This is a genomic window from Paenibacillus sp. 05T425, from assembly GCF_056396205.1.
The window spans coordinates 1-18,909 of sequence record NZ_JBFTLA010000024.1 but is presented as its reverse complement, the minus strand read 5'-3'; the positions used below and the strand labels follow the sequence as shown (position 1 = coordinate 18,909).

Below are 18,909 nucleotides of genomic sequence, written 5' to 3'. Positions count from 1 at the left end.
AAAGGAGCGTCATCATGATTCCTAGATACTTGGTTGATGTGCAGCTGGACGAGCTGCCTGTTGTGGATAAGGATGTCATCGTTATCGGGGCCGGCATTGCCGGTCTTTTTACCGCTATACGGTCTAGCGAGGACAACTCGGTATTGATGATTACGAAGAAGTCGCTGCTCGACAGCAATACCCGCTATGCGCAGGGAGGCATTGCCGCGGTTATATCGGACGAGGATTCGCCTGCCTATCATTTGCAAGATACGTTAATAGCTGGCGCAGGCTTATGCTCCGAAGAAGCGGTGAATGCGCTTGTCCATGAAGGGCCGCGAGGCGTGCAGAGTCTCATCTCGATGGGGACGCAGTTCGATGTGGAGAACGGCGAGTTCGCGCTCACGAAGGAAGGTGCTCATAGCCAGCGCCGTATTTTGCATGCCAATGGGGATGCGACCGGCTATGAGATTGTAAGAGCGTTGTCGGCCAATGCGGTTAACAATCCGAAGATTGAAGTATGGGACGATCACTTCGTGATCGACCTTGTGACACATGACGGCGTATGCTGCGGCGCGATCGTACAGAAGCCTAGCGGACAGCGTGTATTCGTGCGGGGCAAGGCAGTCATTCTCAGCTCGGGCGGAGCAGGCCAATTGTATCGGTATACGACGAATCCGGAAGTTGCTACAGGTGACGGTATCGCCATTGCCTATCGCGCCGGTGCCTACATTCAGGATGTAGAGTTCATTCAATTCCATCCTACCTCGCTCTGTTATCCAGGCGCGCCGCGCTTCCTCATATCGGAAGCGGTACGCGGAGAAGGGGCTTATTTGCGTAATATTAAAGGCGAGCGCTTCATGGAACGTTACCATGAGCAACTGGAACTTGCGCCGCGCGATATTGTGGCAAGAGCCATCGTCAGCGAGATGGAAGAAACGAAATCGACTTTTGTCTACATAGATATTACTCATGAGTCGCCAGAAATGGTGAAGCATCGTTTTCCTACCATATATGAATACTGTTTGAGGTATGGTCTCGACTTGACGTCAGATTGGATTCCGGTTGCGCCGGCAATGCATTATATGATGGGCGGAGTCAAAACCGATCTAAATGGGGAAACAAATATAAAGCGGCTCTTTGCCTGCGGCGAAGTATCCTCGACAGGTGTTCATGGCGCTAATCGGCTTGCCAGCAATTCGCTGTCCGAGGCGATCGTCTTCGGCCGTCGTATTGTGAAACGGATCAACGAGTTGCCGAAGAACGACGTTGTGGCTGTAATCGAGAATGAGCCGGGCCGCGTAAGCGCGCCGACACAGGCGATTGTCGAGAAAAGGCTGAAGCTGCAAAAAATTATGGTTAGGTATGCCGGCTTGCGGCGCAACGCCAAAGGCCTTGAGAAAGGAATCGAGGAGCTGAAGCGTCAGCTTCCGATCTATCAATCGGTACTAACGAAAGCGGAGGAATACGAATTCGCGAATCTGCTTACTTGCGCACTTCTTACGTCTGAGGCGGCGTTGCAGCGGCAAGAGAGCCGCGGAGCGCATTATCGTGAGGATTTCCCGCAGCGAGACGATCAGAATTGGCGCAAGCATACGGTGCTGCACCGTTTACATGGCATTACGGAGGAGCGTATTGAAGATGTATGAGTGGACGACAGGCGGATATGATGCGATCATGCGCGATCAGATTCGCGCTTGGCTTGCAGAGGATATAGGCAGCGGAGACATTACGACAGAGACGACGATCCCGCGCGGCTCGTTGTCGAAAGCTGTAATCCATGTGAAGGAGAGCGGCATTATTGCTGGTCTACCCATTGCCCGTCTCGTATTCGAGGTTGTTGATCCATCGCTTGTGTTCCAGGCCATGGCAACGGATGGCGAGCGTGTGGAGAAGGGCAAAGTTATTGCGATTGTCGAGGGCAGCACGCACAGTCTTCTTACGGGGGAGAGGCTAGCGCTCAACCTCATGCAGCGCCTATCGGGCATCGCAACGAAGACCGCTAAGTTCGTTGAGGCGCTTGCCGGCTTGCCGGTAAGACTTGTCGATACGCGCAAGACGACGCCGGGTCATCGGATGCTGGAGAAGTATGCGGTTCGGGTCGGCGGCGGTTCGAACCATCGTTTCGGGCTGTATGACGCGGTAATGATTAAAGACAATCATATCAAGGGCGCAGGAGGCATCCGAGCTGCCGTTGAAGCCGCACGGAGACAAATTCCGCATACGATGAAGATTGAAGTAGAGACCGAGTCGATGGAACAGGTGCAAGAGGCGCTTGATGTCGGCGCGGATATCATTATGCTGGACAATATGCCGAACGACCGTATGACAGAGGCGGTTGCCCATATTAAAGCAACATCACCGCATGTTATCGTTGAAGCATCCGGCGGCGTTACGCTGGCTACCGTTCATGGCATTGCAGCCACCGGTGTCGACGTGATATCCGTTGGCGGACTGACTTATTCGTTCCAGGCGCTGGATATTAGCCTCGATCTGAATGAGAAGAAGGGCGGCGAGCGGCGTTGATTCTCGTCATCGATGTAGGGAATACAAATATCGTGCTCGGCATATACAAGGGCAAGGAGCTGCTTCATCATTGGCGGCTCAGCACGAACCGATCGGCTACGGTTGATGAGTACGGTATTAACATACACAATCTGTTTCAGTTCGCGGGCGTGAAGCTTGACCAGATGGACGGAGTTATTATCTCGTCTGTCGTTCCGCCTTTGATGCGTACGCTGGAACAGCTATGTCTCAAATATTTGCGCAAGACGCCAGTTGTTGTCGGGCCTGGAGTAAAGACGGGGCTGAACATTCGCTACGAGAATCCGCGGGAGGTCGGTGCCGACCGGATCGTGAATTCGGTAGCGGGCATCGAGAAGTATGGCACGCCGCTTATTGTGGTGGACTTCGGAACGGCGACGACGTTCGATTATATTGACGAAGCGGGCAATTACTTAGGTGGCGCGATTGTGCCGGGCATCGGGATATCAACGGAAGCGCTGTACCAGCGCGCTGCTAAGCTGCCGAGGATCGAGCTTGTGAGACCTAAGAGCGTTATTGGGCGCAATCCCGTGACGTCGATGCAGGCTGGCATTATTTTCGGCTATGCCGGGCAAGTAGACGGAATTGTGAATCGCATTCGTAAGGAATTCGGCGTATCTCCTCGCGTTGTGGCGACAGGCGGCTTGGCCGAGCTGATCGCTGCCGAATCGGAGACGATTGAAGAAGTCGATCCGCTTCTGACGCTTGAAGGGCTGCGTATTATATATGAACGCAATCAGGAGGGATCATGATGAATGAGCTGATGAAGGATGTGCTGGTGCGCGGAACGGCTTGGGATGGAAAGCTGCGCGTATTCGCAGTGCGCACGACTCAGCTTGTCGAAGAGCTGCGCAGACGGCATGCAACGTATCCAACGACGACGGCGGCGCTTGGGCGAACGCTTACGGCTGGCGCGATGATGGGTGCGATGCTGAAAGGCGAAGAGAAGCTGATTATTCAAGTGAAAGGCGACGGTCCCGTAGGCCAGATCGTCGTGGATGCTAATGCGAAGGGGCAAGTACGCGGCTATGTAGACAATCCGCAGGTGCAGCTTCCGAGCAACGCGCTCGGAAAGCTGGATGTGGCAGGCGCAGTAGGACGTAATGGTTTTATTTACGTTACTAAGGATTTGGGGCTGAAAGAGTCCTATATTGGAAGCGTACCGATTGTATCAGGCGAGCTTGGCGAAGACTTCACTTACTACTTTGCGGTATCCGAACAGACGAATACAGCGGTAGGACTCGGCGTGTTGGTTGAAGAAGATAATTCGGTCATTCAAGCAGGCGGCTATATCATTCAGCTTCTGCCGGGTATTACGGATGCTGATATTACGAGGTTGGAGCAGGCGCTTGCGGGGATGCCTGCGTTGACATCGCTGCTTGCACAAGGCGAGACGCCGGAGAGCATATTGATCAGACTTGTTGGTGAGGATGGTCTTAAGATTCACGATACGATGGACATCGAATTCCATTGCCCATGCTCGAGCGAGCGAATGGAACGGAACCTGATTAGCCTTGGCGCGACTGAATTGCAACAAATTATTGAAGAAGACGGAAAAGCGGAAGTCGTTTGCCATTTTTGCAACGAGGCGTATACCTTCGAACGGGATAAGCTAGAAGAACTGCTTGATCAAGCGAAGCCGAAGCCGATCCATTAATCGGAGGCAGTAGGGGAATGAAGAAATACGAGGTGCTGAAGGCCGTTGTCATCCTTCAAGCCGTATGTATGGTTGTGCTTGCTGTCGTTGTGGTCGTCAGAGTGTGGCCATCGCAGCAGCCGCTAGTCGGTGACGGAACACAAGGCAATGAAGAGTCGGAAGGTGTGGGCGATGCGGACGGCAGTTCTCCTTCGGACATGGGGCAAGTTGTTGCCACGGTTGATGGCGAGCCAATTACGATGGCCGAGCTGCAAGCCGAGCTGCAAAAGCAGTACGGAGACGAGGTACTGCGGACGATGATGCTCCACAAAGCGATTGAGCTGGAAGCAGCTCAATCGAATTTGACAGTATCGAGTCAGGAGCAGACTAGAGAACTGGAACTAATGGCTGAAGGCTACGAGAGCGAAGCTGAGTTTTATGAAGTCATGCAAGAGCAGCTAGGCTATACCCAGGAACAGCTGCTGGAGGATGTTCGATATCGCTTATTAATGGAAAAAATCGTTGTTCGCAGTATCGATGTTACCGATTACGAGGTGGAACAGTATATTTCTGAGCATCAGGAAGAGTTCGCCCCCAAAGAGCAATTGCATCTTCAGTGGATACTGACGGAGAACGAGCAGCAAGCTAACGAGGTGCTGGAGCGGCTAACGGAAGGGGAAGATTTCGTTACGATGGCGCGAACGTATTCGATGGATTCGTTCACGGCGGAAGATGGCGGCGATCTCGGGCTTATTGATGCGGACGACCCGTTCTATGACAGCGAGATGATGGATACGGCAAGCCGTCTGCAGATTGCCGAGATGGCTGGGCCGATTGCCGTGGATGGCGGCTTCGCCATCATTCGGCTTGTGGAGCGCAGAATGACAACGACCATGACCGAAAGCCGGCTGAAGGATACGGTTCGCAAGCAGCTTGCTTTGGAGCTAGCAGGCCCGATGAGTGCACAAGAGGAGAAGCTGCTTGTCAAATATAAAGCGGTTAAGAACAAGTAGCCACTCGTTTATCAGGACGATGAATGGGATGGCTAGGATATAGCTGAGTAATCAGGCAAAATATAGATAAAGTCGCTATTGACAACGGATGCAAGACATTGTTAAGATGGAATTAGTTTAATAACCTACTAATTTAGTCGGAATAGGGAGGCAATCATTTCCATGGCTAGAATCGTGAATAGTGTTACAGATCTAATCGGCGATACACCGCTTGTCCGTTTGAACCGTCTCGTACCTGAAGGCAGCGCAGAAGTTTACGTGAAACTGGAGTACCAGAATCCAGGCGCAAGCGTGAAAGACCGTATTGCAATCAGCATGATCGAAGTAGCTGAAGCACAAGGCGTACTTAAGCCTGGCGATACGATTATTGAACCAACAAGCGGCAACACAGGCATCGGGCTTGCTCTTGTCGCAGCAGCGAAAGGGTACAAGGCTATTCTTGTAATGCCTGAGACGATGAGCCTTGAGCGTCGCAACCTGCTTCGCGCTTACGGCGCTGAGCTTGTTCTGACGCCAGGATCGGAAGGCATGAACGGAGCGGTTCGCAAAGCGGAAGAGCTTGCGCAAGAGAACCCTTCGTACTTCCTGCCGCAACAATTCAAGAACCAAGCGAACGTGAAGATTCACCGCGAAACGACTGGTCCTGAGATCGTAGAAGCGATCAACTCGCTTGACGGCAAGCTGGACGCTTTCATCGCTGGTATCGGCACTGGCGGTACGATTACAGGCGCTGGCGAAATCTTGAAGAAGAATTTCGACGGTATCAAAATTTACGCGGTTGAGCCTGCGGCTTCCCCGTTGCTCTCCGGCGGCAAGCCAGGTCCTCATAAGATTCAAGGTATCGGCGCTAACTTCGTGCCTGACATCCTGGACCGTGAGATCTATGACGGCGTTATTACAATTGAGAACGAAGATGCTTTTGAATACGCGCGTCGCGCAGCGAAAGAAGAAGGTATCCTTTGCGGTATTTCTTCCGGCGCAGCGATCTTCGCAGCGCTTCAAGTTGCCAAAGAACTTGGCGAAGGCAAACGCGTAGTAGCGATTGTTCCAAGTAACGGTGAACGTTACCTGAGCACACCGCTCTTCAACTTCGACAACTAATCCATAACGATAGCTGCAATTCAAGCCTTCCATTCCTCGGAGTGGGAGGCTTTTCTCCATTTACTGCCTGGGCCCTTCAAGAAAGAAGCCACGCCCTTTTCTTTTGCCGCGCTATTCTGTATACTAGGCAAAATAAGTCAGATGAACGGGGGTTGAGGGTGATGGTCACCGATAGAAAGCAGTGGGTCCGGTGGCACGCCGAGCGGAAATATACGACGCTTCCGTTGCTTAAGGAATTGCCGATTCAGAGCCGTGATAGCGGCATAGTCACTTCTTGGGAAGAAGCATGGCAGGACGCATCACCGTATGCCGTTGTGCTGGAGAGCGGGAAGGATGGCAAGTATACGTATTTGGGCTTGCATCCGGATGCCATTATTCGGGGCAAAGGACTGACTGCCGAGTCCGTCACCTACGAATCGCTAGAGGAGCAAAGCCGGCGCAACTGGCATGGCAAGCCGCTTGAAGTGATGAGGGAATGGATGGCGGGCGCAGTCGGACCGCGTCTAGCTTATGGACCGAAGTGGATCGGCGGCTGTGTCGGCTACTGGAGCTATGATGTGATACGTTCGATAGAACGTTTGCCGGAGCTTGCGGACGATGATCTGACTTTGCCGGATTACTTGTTCATGCGAATGAATGAACTATGGATTATTGATCATGAGCGCTCTGTCGTTTATTGTGCTGTCCATATGCCAATTGATCCGAACGCCAGTGAGGAGGAGCTGCTGGAAGCCTACGATCGTGCGCTGTCTCGCGCCGAGGGGATGACAGACTACTGGCTGACATGGTTCGAAGAAGAGAAAGCGTGCCGCAAGGCGGAGGCGGTCAAGGAGAAGCGCCTTAAGCTGACGGAAGCGGATCATCTTCATATCGACATCGAACAAATGAACGATATTAGCTCACCGTTCAAGAAGCAGGCGTATATGGACGCCGTAGAAGCGATTCGCAATTATATCGGCCAAGGCGATGTGTTCCAGGTAAATCTGTCCCAGCGTCAAAGCCGTGCGATTGATACGTCACCGGAAGAGCTGTACGAATGGCTCAGACTGTTCAATCCGTCGCCATACATGGGCTTCCTGCGCTGCCCTGACTTCCAGCTGGTGTCGGCTTCACCGGAGCTGCTCGTAGAGCTGCAGGACGGCAGATTGGCAACGAGGCCGATTGCCGGCACGAGGCGCAGAGGGCGGACAGAGGAAGAAGACCGCCAGCTTGCAGAGGAGCTTGTCGCTAACGAGAAGGAGCGCGCCGAGCATATTATGCTCGTCGATCTGGAACGCAACGACCTCGGCCGTATATCGACGTACGGGACGGTTGAAGTGAAGGAACTTATGGTCATCGAGTATTACTCGCATGTGATGCACCTCGTGTCGCAAGTCGAAGGGGTTCTTGCCGAAGGCAAGGACGCATATGACGTCATTGCGGCTACGTTCCCGGGAGGCACGATTACAGGAGCACCGAAGATTCGAACGATGGAAATTATAGAGGAGCTTGAGCCGGTACGCAGAGGTCCGTACACGGGATCGCTCGGCTGGATTGACTATAACGGCGATATGGAATTTAATATTATTATTAGAACGATGGCTATCAAGGATGGCGTTGCTCATATACAGGCAGGTGCCGGTATCGTGATCGACTCGAATCCGGAACGCGAATATTATGAATCTCTGAACAAAGCGAAGGCGTTGTGGAAGGCCGTTCAGTACAGCGAACAGTTGGCCGGAGCAAACAACGGATAAGAGGGGGAGCTTAGACGATGATCCTTGTAATTGATAATTACGATTCCTTTACGTACAATCTCGTTCAGTATTTGGGAGAGCTTGGCGAAGAGATTGTGGTCAAAAGAAATGACGAGATCGACCTAGCGGGCATTGAAGCGCTGAAGCCCGACCATATTCTCATTTCGCCAGGTCCTTGCTCGCCTAATGAAGCGGGAATCAGTCTCTCGCTCATCGACCATTTCAAAGGCGTTATTCCGATCTTCGGCGTATGCCTAGGCCACCAATCGATCGGACAAGCGTTCGGAGGCGAGGTTGTCCGCGCGGAGAAGCTGATGCACGGCAAAACTTCACTCATTCATCATGACAGCAAGTCGATCTTCGAAGGCATGCCATCCCCGTTCACGGCGACGCGCTACCATTCGCTGATCGTTCGACGCGAGACGCTGCCGGACTGTCTCGTGATTACGGCTGAGACGGATGAAGGCGAGATTATGGGTCTTCGTCATAAGGAATACGCGATTGAGGGCGTTCAATTCCACCCTGAATCGATCATCACGGAGCATGGCCTGACGATGCTTCGTAACTTTTTGCAAAATAAAACCGGAGCCGCGCGATGAAAGTCAGCTTGAACGGCTCTGTTAAGGAAGCAGGCGAAGCCGTGATCTCGGTCTACGATCACGGTTTTTTGTACGGTTTGGGCCTGTTCGAGACGTTCCGTACTTACGGCGGCCGTCCTTACCTGCTGAACCGCCATCTAAGGCGGCTGCAGGTTGGCTGCGAACAGCTAGGCATTCTGTATCGCGGCGATGAGAAGGAAATTAGCGAGCAGGTGACGGAGCTGCTGGCTGCGAACGGCCTGACGGACGGTTATGTCCGTCTGACGGTAAGCGCGGGTGTTGGCGAGCTTGGTCTCCCAACGGGCGATTACGAGCAGCCGAGCGTGCTGCTGCTCGTGAAGTCGCTGCCGCCGGTCAATGATTCGATTCCTATGCATGGAAGAGAGCTGAGGCTGCTGCAGACGCGGCGGAACACGCCGGAAGGCGACATCAGATTCAAATCTCTCCATTATATGAATAATATTATTGCGAAGCGTGAGCTGCTTGCCTCTTCTCCTCCGTCAGGAGCCGAGGGGCTTATGCTGACGAAGGAAGGCTGGATCGCTGAAGGCATTGTGAGCAATCTGTTCTATGTGAAGGACGGCATTTTGTGCACGCCGGCTATTGATACGGGCATCTTACCCGGTGTAACGCGCGAGCGTGTTATCGAGCTTGCACGGGAAGCGGGGCATGCGGTGCATGAAGGACATTTTACATGGGAAGAGCTTGTACGAGCTGATGAAATATGGATGACTAACTCCATACAGGAGCTTATACCGATTACGACGCTATCCGACATTGCGAGCAGGAACGAGACTGTACAAGTTGGCGACGGTTATGCGGGAGATCTGACGAGAGGCTTGCTAGCACTCTATCGTGCGGATACATCGCGACTTGTCGGGAATGAATAACGGTTAAGGAGAGTGGCAGCATGAGCAAGAGCAGCACGCATAATAGACATTGGTTATATGAGTTGAACGGCGGCATTCGGCTGGAGCTTGGCAAACGTACATTAATTATGGGCATTCTCAATGCGACGCCTGACTCCTTCTCTGATGGCGGCAAGTATACGGGGGTGGATGCTGCAGTAGCCCACGCGCTTGCTATGGTGGAGGATGGGGCGGATATTCTCGATATCGGCGGCGAATCGACGCGTCCGGGTTTCGAGCCCGTTCCTCTTGATGAGGAGCTGCGGCGCATCATTCCTGTTATTGAAGCGGTGCGGAAGGAAATTCCGCATATACCGCTGTCTATAGACACGTATAAGGCTGCTGCTGCACGTCAGGCGCTCGAAGCGGGCGCTCACATTATTAACGATATATGGGCCTTGAAGGGTGACCCCGAGATGGCGGCAGTGGCCGCAGAGTTCGGCTGTCCCGTTATTCTTAACCATAACCGTCATGCGCGGGACTACAACGATTTCGTGCCCGATGTGCTGGCTGATCTGCTTGGCAGTGTCGAGATCGCGAAGACGGCCGGCGTTTCGGAGACTCAGGTATGGCTCGATCCCGGTATCGGGTTCGCCAAAACGTACGAGAACAACTTGGAGCTGCTTGCTCGCTTATCCGAACTGTCGGCGCTGGGCTATCCGGTGCTGCTCGGCACATCGCGCAAACGGTTTATTCGCGACACGCTGAGCTTGCCCGTGGAAGAGTTGGCATTCGGCACAGCCGCGACAGTCGCGCTTGGTATCGCGCAAGGCAGTCATATCGTAAGGGTGCATGACGTTCGCGAGATGAAGCAGACCGCTTTGATGACGGACGCTATTTTGAAATTTAAGACAACAAAGTAAGAAATAAGACGTTTGCCTGTGAGGGGAGTGACGGAAATGGACCAAATGGCGATTAAAGGGATGCGCTTCTACGGGTATCATGGCGTTTTTGCCGAAGAGAATAAGCTGGGGCAGCAATTTTACGTCGATGTCGTGCTGCATATGGAGCTTGGCCAAGCTGCTGAGACCGATGATTTGAACTATACAATTAACTACGCGGAGATCCATGCATTCACGAAAGAGATCGTGGAAGGACCTCCTTTCAAGCTGATTGAAGCTTTAACAGGTCACATTGCATCACGGGTTCTGGAAGCTTATACTATGGTAAATGAAGTGACGGTTCGAGTAACAAAGCCGCATCCTCCGTTCGATATCCACTTTGACGGGGTAACGATCGAGATGCGGAGAAAGCGGGGTGCACATGGAAGAGCGATTCCCGCCTAACGGGCAGTCATTCGAAGCGTACGTCGCTTTAGGGTCGAATATGGGAGAGCGAGAGCAGCTTCTGATGGAGGCTATCGGACTGATTGACCATGAACCAACCATTGAAGTACGGAGTGTGTCGGGCATCTATGAGACAGATCCTGTCGGCTATACAGATCAGCCTGCATTTCTGAACATGGCCATAGCGATCCGCACTTCGCTCAGTCCGATCGAACTGCTGCGCAAGCTCCTCGAATATGAGCTGCAGCTAGGGCGAGTTAGGCAGATACGTTGGGGACCGAGAACCATTGACCTCGACCTCCTGCTATACGATAATGTCAGAATGGATCAAGAGGAGCTGACACTGCCGCATCCGCGCATGATGGAGCGGTCATTCGTGCTTGTGCCGTTAAACGATGTTATCGAAGTATCGCATACGCTGCAGAGTGAGGTTGCACGTGCGGCCGGCAGCGCGCTTCAGGATGGAAAGGAAGGCATCACGTTATGGAAAACAATCAATTGGCGCAGCGCGTCAGAGCCTTTCGGAAGCTGAAGGGTTACACACAGCAGGAGCTGGCCAAAGTACTTGGCGTATCTGTTGCGGTATTGGGCTCGCTTGAGCGCGGTACGAGGAAGACAGACCCGAAGCTGCTTAACCATATCGCGAGCACGCTTGGGATCGACTATGAGGAATTAATGTCGGATAACCGTGAATAAAGCCTGACGTCCGGCACAGGGCGCTTGGGATCAAATAATATCAATGAGGAGTTTGGAACGGCATGCTGAAAATCGGCGACATCGAGATGAAGAATAGGGTCGTGCTGGCGCCGATGGCAGGCGTGTGCAACCCTGCTTTTCGTTTAATAGCAAAGGAATTCGGAACGGGACTTGTATGCGCGGAGATGGTGAGCGACAAGGCGATCCTGCACGGAAATAAACGAACGATGGAGATGCTGTTCGTTGACGAGCGCGAGAAGCCGCTTAGCTTGCAAATATTCGGCGGCGACCGTGAGTCGCTGGTCGAGGCGGCGAAGGTTGTCGATACGCAGACGAATGCAGACATTATAGACATTAATATGGGATGCCCCGTACCGAAGGTAACGAAATGCGACGCCGGCGCTCGTTGGCTGCTTGACCCGAACAAAATCTATGAGATGGTATCTGCTGTCGTAGACGCAGTGAAAAAGCCGGTTACGGTGAAGATGCGTATCGGCTGGGATGACGAGCATATTTATGCGATCGAGAACGCTCGTGCGGTTGAGCGCGCAGGCGGCAAAGCCGTTAGCGTACATGGACGGACGCGGGAGCAACTGTATACGGGCAAGGCGAATTGGGACATCATAAGGGATGTCAAACAATCGGTATCTATTCCCGTAATTGGGAATGGCGACGTATTCTCGCCAGAAGACGCGAGAAGGATGCTGGATCACACCGGCGTCGACGGCGTTATGATCGGACGCGGCGCGTTGGGCAACCCATGGATGCTCTATCGTACGATTCAGTACTTGGCAACGGGCGAGCTTCTGGGCGATCCGGCACCGCGCGAGAAGATGGAAGTCGCGATCTTGCACCTTGACCGACTGATCGCGCTGAAGAACGAAGCGGTAGCCGTGCGCGAGATGCGCAAGCACTTAGCATGGTATTTGAAGGGCTTGCCAGGCGGCGCGCGCGTGAAGGACGTTATTATGGAAGAAACGGACCGCGATCGCATGGTGGCGATTTTGGGAAATTATATTCGTTCATTGGAGGAAGAGGCCGTGCAGGAGCAGAATGGCGCTTCATCCGTCCATACCGCAGCGGAAGAGATCATTCATTAAATGGATCGCCGGTTGCCGCTGCTTTTAATGGAGCGCCATGTCGGAGCATGCTTCATTTTGGAGGCAGCGGCACTTGCATCGACAAAGTTCGACAGATGTCGGCATGATGCGGAATGTATGGATTCACGCCTAAGTGAAACGGTTTCAATGGGACGTTTGGCTTTGATTGACATTGGGGGCAACTTTGAAATATAATCGTGCAATATAATCCAAAGAGGCTCTCAAGAGACTCCTTTAAAGTGAAATGACTCAAGGTATGATGGCAATGAAGCGTAATATATTAGGTAACAGTGAATTCATACACGGTATGAAAATAAGTCACACGACGGGAGAATCGGAAAGATGAACGATAAGCAAATCATTCTGACTCAGGACGGCTTAAAGAAGCTTGAAGAGGAACTGGAAACCTTAAAGTCGATCAAGCGCCGCGAAGTCGCTGAGCGGATCAAGGTTGCAATCGGTTATGGCGATATTAGCGAGAACTCCGAATACGAGGACGCGAAGAATGAGCAGGCATTTATCGAAGGCCGTATTATTACGCTTGAGAAGATGCTTCGTAATGCGCGTATCATCAATAACGATGATATCGATATCGATACGGTGAGCATTGGTTCGATTGTAACGGTTGAAGATATGGAATTCGGCGACACAATGGAATATGCGATTGTAGGCACTGCGGAGTCCGATCCGCTCCAAAATAAGATTTCTAATGAAAGTCCGGTTGGCAAGGCGATTCTAGGCAAGAAAAAAGGCACCGTTGTAGAAGTGAACGTACCAGCCGGCATCATTCAATATAAAATTGTCGATATCAAAAAATAAGGTTTGCGATGAATGGTTTAGAAAGCTTCCTTGCCGGAAGCTTTTTGAACGTTATCGGTTACCCTTACGTATCAGGGAGATGAACGAAAGTGGAACATGAGAATAACGAGCAGGGACAGGAGCAGGAGCTTAGTGAGCTTCTGCAGATCCGCAGAGACAAACTAGACGAGCTTCGCGCTTTAGGCGTTGACCCATTCGGCAAGAAGTTCGAGCGCACTCATAATGCCAAAGATATACTAACAGCCTATGAAGCGTCTACGAAGGAAGAGCTGGAAGGCCAAGCGGTTAAAGTGAGCATCGCCGGCCGTATTATGCAGAAGCGCGGCATGGGCAAGGCAGGCTTCGCGCATATCCAGGACTTGAGCGGCAAGATTCAAATCTACGTCCGCAAGGACACGGTCGAAGAGCATAAGTTCGCTGCTTTCGATCTGCTTGATATTGGTGATATTGTCGGCGTACATGGCGTCGTGTTCAAGACGAATACAGGCGAAGTTTCCGTCAAAGCGCAAGATGTTGACGTATTGACGAAGTCGTTGCTTCCGCTGCCTGACAAGTACCATGGCCTGAAGGACGTCGAACTGCGCTATCGTCAACGTTATGTCGACCTGATTGTGAATCCGGACGTTCAACAAACGTTTATTACCCGGTCCAAAATCATTCAATCGATGCGCCGTTATCTCGATTCGAGAGGTTACTTAGAAGTAGAGACGCCAACGTTGCACTCGATAGCGGGCGGAGCTGCTGCTCGTCCTTTCATCACTCATCATAATGCGCTAGATATGCAGCTTTATATGCGTATTGCGATCGAGCTTCATCTAAAACGTCTTATCGTGGGCGGCTTGGAGAAGGTATATGAGATCGGCCGCGTATACCGCAACGAGGGTATCTCGACGCGTCACAACCCTGAGTTCACAATGATCGAGCTGTATGAGGCTTACGCTGACTACAAAGATATTATGGCTCTGACCGAGAATCTGATTGCGCATATCGCACAAGAGGTGCTTGGCACAACGAAGATTATGTACCAAGGCCAAGAAGTCGACTTGACTCCGCAATGGCGCCGCGTCTCGATGGTAGATCTCGTGAAGGAACTTACAGGTGTCGACTTCAGCGTGGAGATGACCGACGAGGAAGCACATCGCCTTGCTAAAGAGCATAAAGTTGCGGTTGAGCCGCATATGACGTTTGGTCATATCTTGAACGCGTTCTTCGAAACATTTGGCGAGCATACGCTCATCCAGCCTACGTTCGTTACCGGACATCCGGTTGCGATCTCGCCGCTGGCGAAGAAGAGTGAAGCCGATCCGCGCTTCACGGACCGCTTCGAGCTATTCATCGTAGCACGCGAGCACGCGAACGCCTTTACCGAGCTGAACGATCCGATTGACCAGCGCGAACGGTTCGAGGCACAGCTCGTAGAGAAAGAGCACGGCAACGACGAAGCGCATGAGATGGATGATGACTTCATCCGCGCCCTTGAATACGGCATGCCGCCTACTGGCGGTTTGGGAATCGGCATCGACCGTCTCATTATGCTGTTAACGAATGCGCCTTCGATCCGGGACGTACTGTTGTTCCCGCATATGAGAGATCATCGCTCTGGCGAGTAAGAGACGAGCTATATGGAAGCAAGATATAAATAACTATAGAAGCGTGGCCGTGTTGATGGTGAATAACCGTCTGACGGCCGCGCTTTTTCTTATTTCTTCTACTAATTATCATGATGAAATTTGTCGAACAAACGCATGAATACGCATACATTTAATGGCGTGAAATTTATGTTCTCAAAATGCTAATCTAGTATTGACACCTTCATAGTAACAGTAATAGAATAGGACTTGCGAATCACAATTGTTACATATTTATGCAAAAAAGCTAACAAAACAACAATATCTCATGTAAATCGCAAACCATCCGAAAGGTTGGGACGCAAAGCCAGGAGTCTAAGGCATCGTTAAGCTATCGATGCTATGATCGTCCGACCGCCATGAACTGTCATGGCGGTCTTTTTTATTTTGCGGAAGCCATGACGTCATATATTATGGGGGAGGGTATTTATGATTAAGAAGAAGTGGTTGAAGTCAGCCCTATTGTTGAAGTTGGTCGTCATCTTAACGATCGGTACGGCTGGTACGGTTTTTGCCCATGGAAGCGGCGGTGGGGCGGCAAGCAATTGCAGCGGCGATTATGTGGATGAGGTCTTCTTTTACAACTATAATTTTTCCCTATCCGATGATGGGGACCAAGTCGTTAGCGGTTCCCGCGACTACGATAAAACCAATTTGAACTGGAATGCGGGAGATGGTTATGCCATTACTTGCGTGAAAGTTGAAGGGTTATCGGATGGTGCAACTAAAACCTATGAGTATGACGGCGGTGCTATTAGCGGAAGTGGCCTTCAGGCGCCTCAGTATGCTTATGAGAAATACGAAAAAGTCAACGGTAAGTGGAAATGGGTAACTTATTATAAAGAACAAACAATATCCTATGTGAAATTTTACTACAAGGAACTGCCGGCTCCAGGCTGCACGGAAGGCTACGATGCCAGCTATAAATATACGGTAGGTAATTCTAATAGCTTTGAAGTAGGACCTAGCGGCAAAAAAGTCGTGAGCGGCGAATTAAAGAACAACAAGAAGACTGTTAATTGGAACGTAATCAACGACACGGATTTATTGAAACATGATGTCGTGTGCGTGAAGATCACTTGGAAATCGGGCAACAAATATAAAACGGAGACGACATCCTACGGAGCAAGCGGAATCAAATCCGGTTCCTCGACAGCTCAGACGGATAAAATCCGTGAAATCGAGTTTTTCGTGAAGAAGACTGTAATTGTACCGACACCGGAACCAACAGCAACACCGACACCGGAACCAACAGCAACACCGACACCGGAACCAACAGCAACACCGACGCCGGAGCCGACAGCAACACCAGAACCAACAGCGACTCCGACACCGGAGCCGACAGCAACACCAGAACCAACAGCGACCCCGACACCGGAGCCGACAGYAACACCAGAACCAACAGCGACTCCGACACCGGAGCCGACAGCAACACCAGAACCAACAGCGACTCCGACACCGGAGCCGACAGCAACACCAGAACCAACAGCGACTCCGACACCGGAGCCTACAGCAACGCCGGCACCGACACCGGAGCCGACAGTAAAGCCAGAACCGACACCAGTTCCGACACCGGAACCAACGGTAGAGCCGACAACGGAACCAACGACACAACCAACAACAACACCAAGGCCAGCTCCTACGCCGGTAGAAACGCCAGAATCGACACCGGAACCAACGGTAGAACCGACTCCGACARTTGAGCCAACAGCAACACCGGAAACAGAAGTTGTTGTTGACGAAGACGATACACCTCAAGGATCGGTAGACGCAGGTGAAGAGGAAGTTGTCGAAGAGGGTGACAACGAGGTACCGCAAGGATCGGTTGACACTGATACGGATGCAGTTAAAGAAGAAGACGAAGCATCTGTTACAGACAACGAAGTTCCATTAGCAACGCTTCCGAAAACAGGCGATACAAGCTCGTTTCCTACTTATATGGCAGGTCTTGGCCTGCTGTTGATTGGATTGCTTACGTTCAAAAAGAAAAAATCAACAAAAGCATAGAATTAAGAATTGCTAAGCAACTGCCCTGATAGCCTTTACGGTAATCGGGGCAGTTTTTTTGTCGATTGGTCTTGTTTATAAAGGAACTGAGGAGGTTTTGGAGTGTCGGTCCCCGCCTTTTTGTAAAATTTTGATCTATTTTTTGCTAGATAGTATTGATTTACTAGAATCATATGGTAATATAGGACTATAGATGCTAATCACGATAACGGCAAACCTATCGAAAGGTAGGGACGCAAAGCTAAAGGGCCTTCCTTATGATGGCAGCCAGCTACCGAAAGACGGAGCATTTTTTATTTTATTAAATAGTAGGACAAGCATTGGAAAAGCGAATCACGATAATGGCAAACCTATCGAAAGGTAGGGACGCAAAGCTAAAGGGCCTTCCTTATGATGGCAGCCAGCTACCGAAAGACAGAGCTTTTTTTGTTTTATAACAAGGGACAAGCAGTCCCATGAAACTTTACACGATAACGGCAAACCTATCGAAAGGTAGGGACGCAAAGCTAAAGGGCCTTCCGAAAGATGGCAGCCAGCTACCGAAGGGAGTTTTATTCATGCGTAAGTTTGTTCTTATGTTAGCAGTAGCGTTCATCATGATCGCATCGATTAAAGTTACAAGTGCAGAAGCTAGCGAAAACACAACTTGGTTGAACACAGCAAGTTTAGACAAAGGCATTGTATCGGTATCCTACGAAGTAAAGGCTAACGTGAAAACAAAAGTAATGATCGCAAAAGGCGATAATAAATATACATATAACATGACAGCTTCCAAGAAAGTAGAGCAATTCCCGTTGCAACTTGGAAATGGCGATTACACCGTTTCGGTACTTGAGAATACAGAAGGCAACAAGTATAAAGTAGTTAACAAAGAAACAGTTAAGCTTAACCTTGCTAACAACAGCGTGATTTACTTGAACTCGGTACAAAATGTTGCATGGACAAGCTCGAGTCTAGCTATTGTTAAAGCCAAAGAGCTAACAAAAAACAGCAAATCAGACAACGAGAAAGTAAAAGCAATCTACGATTACATCATTAATAACATCAAATATGATTATGATTTGGCAGCTAACATCTCGAATGATTACCTCCCAAGCATCGACAAAACACTTTCGACGAAAAAAGATATCTGCTATGGTTACTCGTCGTTGTTCGCTGCAATGCTTCGTAGCGTAGGAGTTCCTACTAAGCTCGTAATGGGTGACACGGAATATGTGAGTGTGTATCATGCTTGGAACGAAGTGTACATGAACGGTAAATGGGTAGTCATTGATACGACGGTAGACGCTGGCCTAAAGAAGAGCAACAAGAAGTTCGATCTGATTAAAGATGCTTCGAAATATTCGGCAGCAAAACAATACTAGAGAGTTATTAGACACGGTGCTTTGGCATCGTGTCTTTTTTGTTACCTTATATAATAGAAAACAGTTTAAAGGTTTATATAAAAAGTGCTTGCAATGCTATAGGCGTCTGTGATATATTATCTAAGTCGCCGCTGAAACACACGGCCGACACGAAAGAAAAGATTGTTCTTTGAAAACTGAACAACGAGCGAAACTGCCAATTAAGAAGCTTTGGCTTCTGACGCAATAAAAAGTTTTTGAGCAAGTCAAACACCTTTATGGAGAGTTTGATCCTGGCTCAGGACGAACGCTGGCGGCGTGCCTAATACATGCAAGTCGAGCGGATCTTATCCTTCGGGGTAAGGTTAGCGGCGGACGGGTGAGTAACACGTAGGTAACCTGCCTATAAGACTGGGATAACATTCGGAAACGAATGCTAATACCGGATACGCGATTTGGTCGCATGACCGAATCGGGAAAGACGGAGCAATCTGTCACTTATAGATGGACCTGC

18 protein-coding genes, 1 rRNA gene and 4 riboswitches are annotated in these 18,909 nt (G+C 50.8%); all 19 genes read left to right on the top strand.

The window, feature by feature from the left end; translation table 11 throughout:
• Nucleotides 1-14 precede the first annotated feature (14 nt).
• Nucleotides 15-1,628, top strand: a complete 1,614-nt coding sequence (nadB, locus tag AC1DF0_RS30435; protein WP_442050022.1) for an L-aspartate oxidase — start codon at nt 15-17, stop codon at nt 1,626-1,628.
• The gene (gene nadC, locus AC1DF0_RS30430; protein WP_477577249.1) at nt 1,621-2,505 is read left to right on the top strand and encodes a carboxylating nicotinate-nucleotide diphosphorylase; all 885 of its coding nucleotides are present in this window, start codon (nt 1,621-1,623) and stop codon (nt 2,503-2,505) included. The genes nadB and nadC overlap by 8 nt, the downstream gene beginning before the upstream one ends.
• Nucleotides 2,502-3,275 carry a type III pantothenate kinase gene (locus AC1DF0_RS30425; RefSeq protein ID WP_442050020.1) on the top strand — a complete coding sequence of 258 codons (774 nt, stop codon included), beginning with the start codon at nt 2,502-2,504 and terminating at the stop codon, nt 3,273-3,275. The genes nadC and AC1DF0_RS30425 overlap by 4 nt, the downstream gene beginning before the upstream one ends.
• Nucleotides 3,275-4,180 (top strand): Hsp33 family molecular chaperone HslO, encoded by a 906-nt coding sequence (gene hslO / locus AC1DF0_RS30420; RefSeq protein ID WP_442050079.1) that lies wholly within the window; start codon nt 3,275-3,277, stop codon nt 4,178-4,180. The genes AC1DF0_RS30425 and hslO overlap by 1 nt, the downstream gene beginning before the upstream one ends.
• 17 nt (nt 4,181-4,197) lie before the next feature.
• Nucleotides 4,198-5,172: a peptidylprolyl isomerase gene (locus AC1DF0_RS30415; RefSeq protein WP_442050019.1), complete on the top strand. Its 975-nt coding sequence runs from the start codon at nt 4,198-4,200 to the stop codon at nt 5,170-5,172.
• A gap of 162 nt (nt 5,173-5,334) precedes the next feature.
• Nucleotides 5,335-6,273, top strand: a complete 939-nt coding sequence (gene cysK, locus AC1DF0_RS30410) for a cysteine synthase A (protein ID WP_442050018.1) — start codon at nt 5,335-5,337, stop codon at nt 6,271-6,273.
• Between the two features lie 161 nt (nt 6,274-6,434).
• Nucleotides 6,435-8,009 carry an anthranilate synthase component I family protein gene (locus AC1DF0_RS30405; protein ID WP_442050017.1) on the top strand — a complete coding sequence of 525 codons (1,575 nt, stop codon included), beginning with the start codon at nt 6,435-6,437 and terminating at the stop codon, nt 8,007-8,009.
• Nucleotides 8,010-8,026: 17 nt separating this feature from the next.
• A complete protein-coding gene (gene pabA / locus AC1DF0_RS30400) occupies nt 8,027-8,608 on the top strand; it encodes an aminodeoxychorismate/anthranilate synthase component II (protein WP_477577245.1) in 582 nt (193 codons plus the stop codon).
• The gene (gene pabC / locus AC1DF0_RS30395; RefSeq protein WP_477577243.1) at nt 8,605-9,498 is read left to right on the top strand and encodes an aminodeoxychorismate lyase; all 894 of its coding nucleotides are present in this window, start codon (nt 8,605-8,607) and stop codon (nt 9,496-9,498) included. The genes pabA and pabC overlap by 4 nt, the downstream gene beginning before the upstream one ends.
• Before the next feature lie 20 nt (nt 9,499-9,518).
• Nucleotides 9,519-10,379, top strand: a complete 861-nt coding sequence (gene folP, locus AC1DF0_RS30390; RefSeq protein ID WP_477577241.1) for a dihydropteroate synthase — start codon at nt 9,519-9,521, stop codon at nt 10,377-10,379.
• Between the two features lie 36 nt (nt 10,380-10,415).
• Entirely contained in the window at nt 10,416-10,802 is a 387-nt protein-coding gene (gene folB / locus AC1DF0_RS30385) for a dihydroneopterin aldolase (RefSeq protein WP_477577239.1), read from the top strand.
• Nucleotides 10,780-11,334 (top strand): 2-amino-4-hydroxy-6-hydroxymethyldihydropteridine diphosphokinase, encoded by a 555-nt coding sequence (gene folK, locus AC1DF0_RS30380; protein ID WP_442050078.1) that lies wholly within the window; start codon nt 10,780-10,782, stop codon nt 11,332-11,334. The genes folB and folK overlap by 23 nt, the downstream gene beginning before the upstream one ends.
• Nucleotides 11,286-11,498 (top strand): helix-turn-helix domain-containing protein, encoded by a 213-nt coding sequence (locus AC1DF0_RS30375; RefSeq protein ID WP_442050012.1) that lies wholly within the window; start codon nt 11,286-11,288, stop codon nt 11,496-11,498. The genes folK and AC1DF0_RS30375 overlap by 49 nt, the downstream gene beginning before the upstream one ends.
• Before the next feature lie 62 nt (nt 11,499-11,560).
• Nucleotides 11,561-12,598: a tRNA dihydrouridine synthase DusB gene (gene dusB, locus AC1DF0_RS30370; protein WP_477577237.1), complete on the top strand. Its 1,038-nt coding sequence runs from the start codon at nt 11,561-11,563 to the stop codon at nt 12,596-12,598.
• A gap of 342 nt (nt 12,599-12,940) precedes the next feature.
• A complete protein-coding gene (greA, locus tag AC1DF0_RS30365) occupies nt 12,941-13,417 on the top strand; it encodes a transcription elongation factor GreA (protein WP_442050010.1) in 477 nt (158 codons plus the stop codon).
• Between the two features lie 89 nt (nt 13,418-13,506).
• On the top strand, nt 13,507-15,027 hold the full coding sequence (gene lysS / locus AC1DF0_RS30360; protein ID WP_442050009.1) for a lysine--tRNA ligase: 1,521 nt from the start codon (nt 13,507-13,509) through the stop codon (nt 15,025-15,027).
• 284 nt (nt 15,028-15,311) lie between these two features.
• A riboswitch (cyclic di-GMP riboswitch) is annotated at nt 15,312-15,407 on the top strand.
• Nucleotides 15,408-15,474: 67 nt separating this feature from the next.
• Complete coding sequence (locus tag AC1DF0_RS30355; protein ID WP_477577234.1) at nt 15,475-17,052, top strand: LPXTG cell wall anchor domain-containing protein; 1,578 nt, start codon at nt 15,475-15,477, stop codon at nt 17,050-17,052.
• 200 nt (nt 17,053-17,252) lie between these two features.
• Nucleotides 17,253-17,331: riboswitch (cyclic di-GMP riboswitch) on the top strand.
• Between the two features lie 54 nt (nt 17,332-17,385).
• Nucleotides 17,386-17,464, top strand: a riboswitch (cyclic di-GMP riboswitch).
• 53 nt (nt 17,465-17,517) lie between these two features.
• A riboswitch (cyclic di-GMP riboswitch) is annotated at nt 17,518-17,596 on the top strand.
• 13 nt (nt 17,597-17,609) lie between these two features.
• Nucleotides 17,610-18,416, top strand: a complete 807-nt coding sequence (locus AC1DF0_RS30350) for a transglutaminase domain-containing protein (RefSeq protein ID WP_477577232.1) — start codon at nt 17,610-17,612, stop codon at nt 18,414-18,416.
• Nucleotides 18,417-18,670: 254 nt separating this feature from the next.
• Nucleotides 18,671-18,909 (top strand): 16S ribosomal RNA (locus tag AC1DF0_RS30345); the annotation flags it as partial.

Bases quoted from the DNA above. Each gene is read 5' to 3' on its own strand.
- pabA (WP_477577245.1), top strand. From the start codon at position 8,027: ATGATCCTTGTAATTGATAATTACGATTCCTTTACGTACAATCTCGTT.
- nadC (WP_477577249.1), top strand. From the start codon at position 1,621: ATGTATGAGTGGACGACAGGCGGATATGATGCGATCATGCGCGATCAG.
- AC1DF0_RS30350 (WP_477577232.1), top strand. From the start codon at position 17,610: ATGCGTAAGTTTGTTCTTATGTTAGCAGTAGCGTTCATCATGATCGCA.
- folP (WP_477577241.1), top strand. From the start codon at position 9,519: ATGAGCAAGAGCAGCACGCATAATAGACATTGGTTATATGAGTTGAAC.
- AC1DF0_RS30375 (WP_442050012.1), top strand. From the start codon at position 11,286: ATGGAAAACAATCAATTGGCGCAGCGCGTCAGAGCCTTTCGGAAGCTG.
- folB (WP_477577239.1), top strand. From the start codon at position 10,416: ATGGACCAAATGGCGATTAAAGGGATGCGCTTCTACGGGTATCATGGC.
- dusB (WP_477577237.1), top strand. From the start codon at position 11,561: ATGCTGAAAATCGGCGACATCGAGATGAAGAATAGGGTCGTGCTGGCG.
- pabC (WP_477577243.1), top strand. From the start codon at position 8,605: ATGAAAGTCAGCTTGAACGGCTCTGTTAAGGAAGCAGGCGAAGCCGTG.
- cysK (WP_442050018.1), top strand. From the start codon at position 5,335: ATGGCTAGAATCGTGAATAGTGTTACAGATCTAATCGGCGATACACCG.
- AC1DF0_RS30405 (WP_442050017.1), top strand. From the start codon at position 6,435: ATGGTCACCGATAGAAAGCAGTGGGTCCGGTGGCACGCCGAGCGGAAA.
- greA (WP_442050010.1), top strand. From the start codon at position 12,941: ATGAACGATAAGCAAATCATTCTGACTCAGGACGGCTTAAAGAAGCTT.
- hslO (WP_442050079.1), top strand. From the start codon at position 3,275: ATGAATGAGCTGATGAAGGATGTGCTGGTGCGCGGAACGGCTTGGGAT.
- folK (WP_442050078.1), top strand. From the start codon at position 10,780: ATGGAAGAGCGATTCCCGCCTAACGGGCAGTCATTCGAAGCGTACGTC.
- nadB (WP_442050022.1), top strand. From the start codon at position 15: ATGATTCCTAGATACTTGGTTGATGTGCAGCTGGACGAGCTGCCTGTT.
- AC1DF0_RS30415 (WP_442050019.1), top strand. From the start codon at position 4,198: ATGAAGAAATACGAGGTGCTGAAGGCCGTTGTCATCCTTCAAGCCGTA.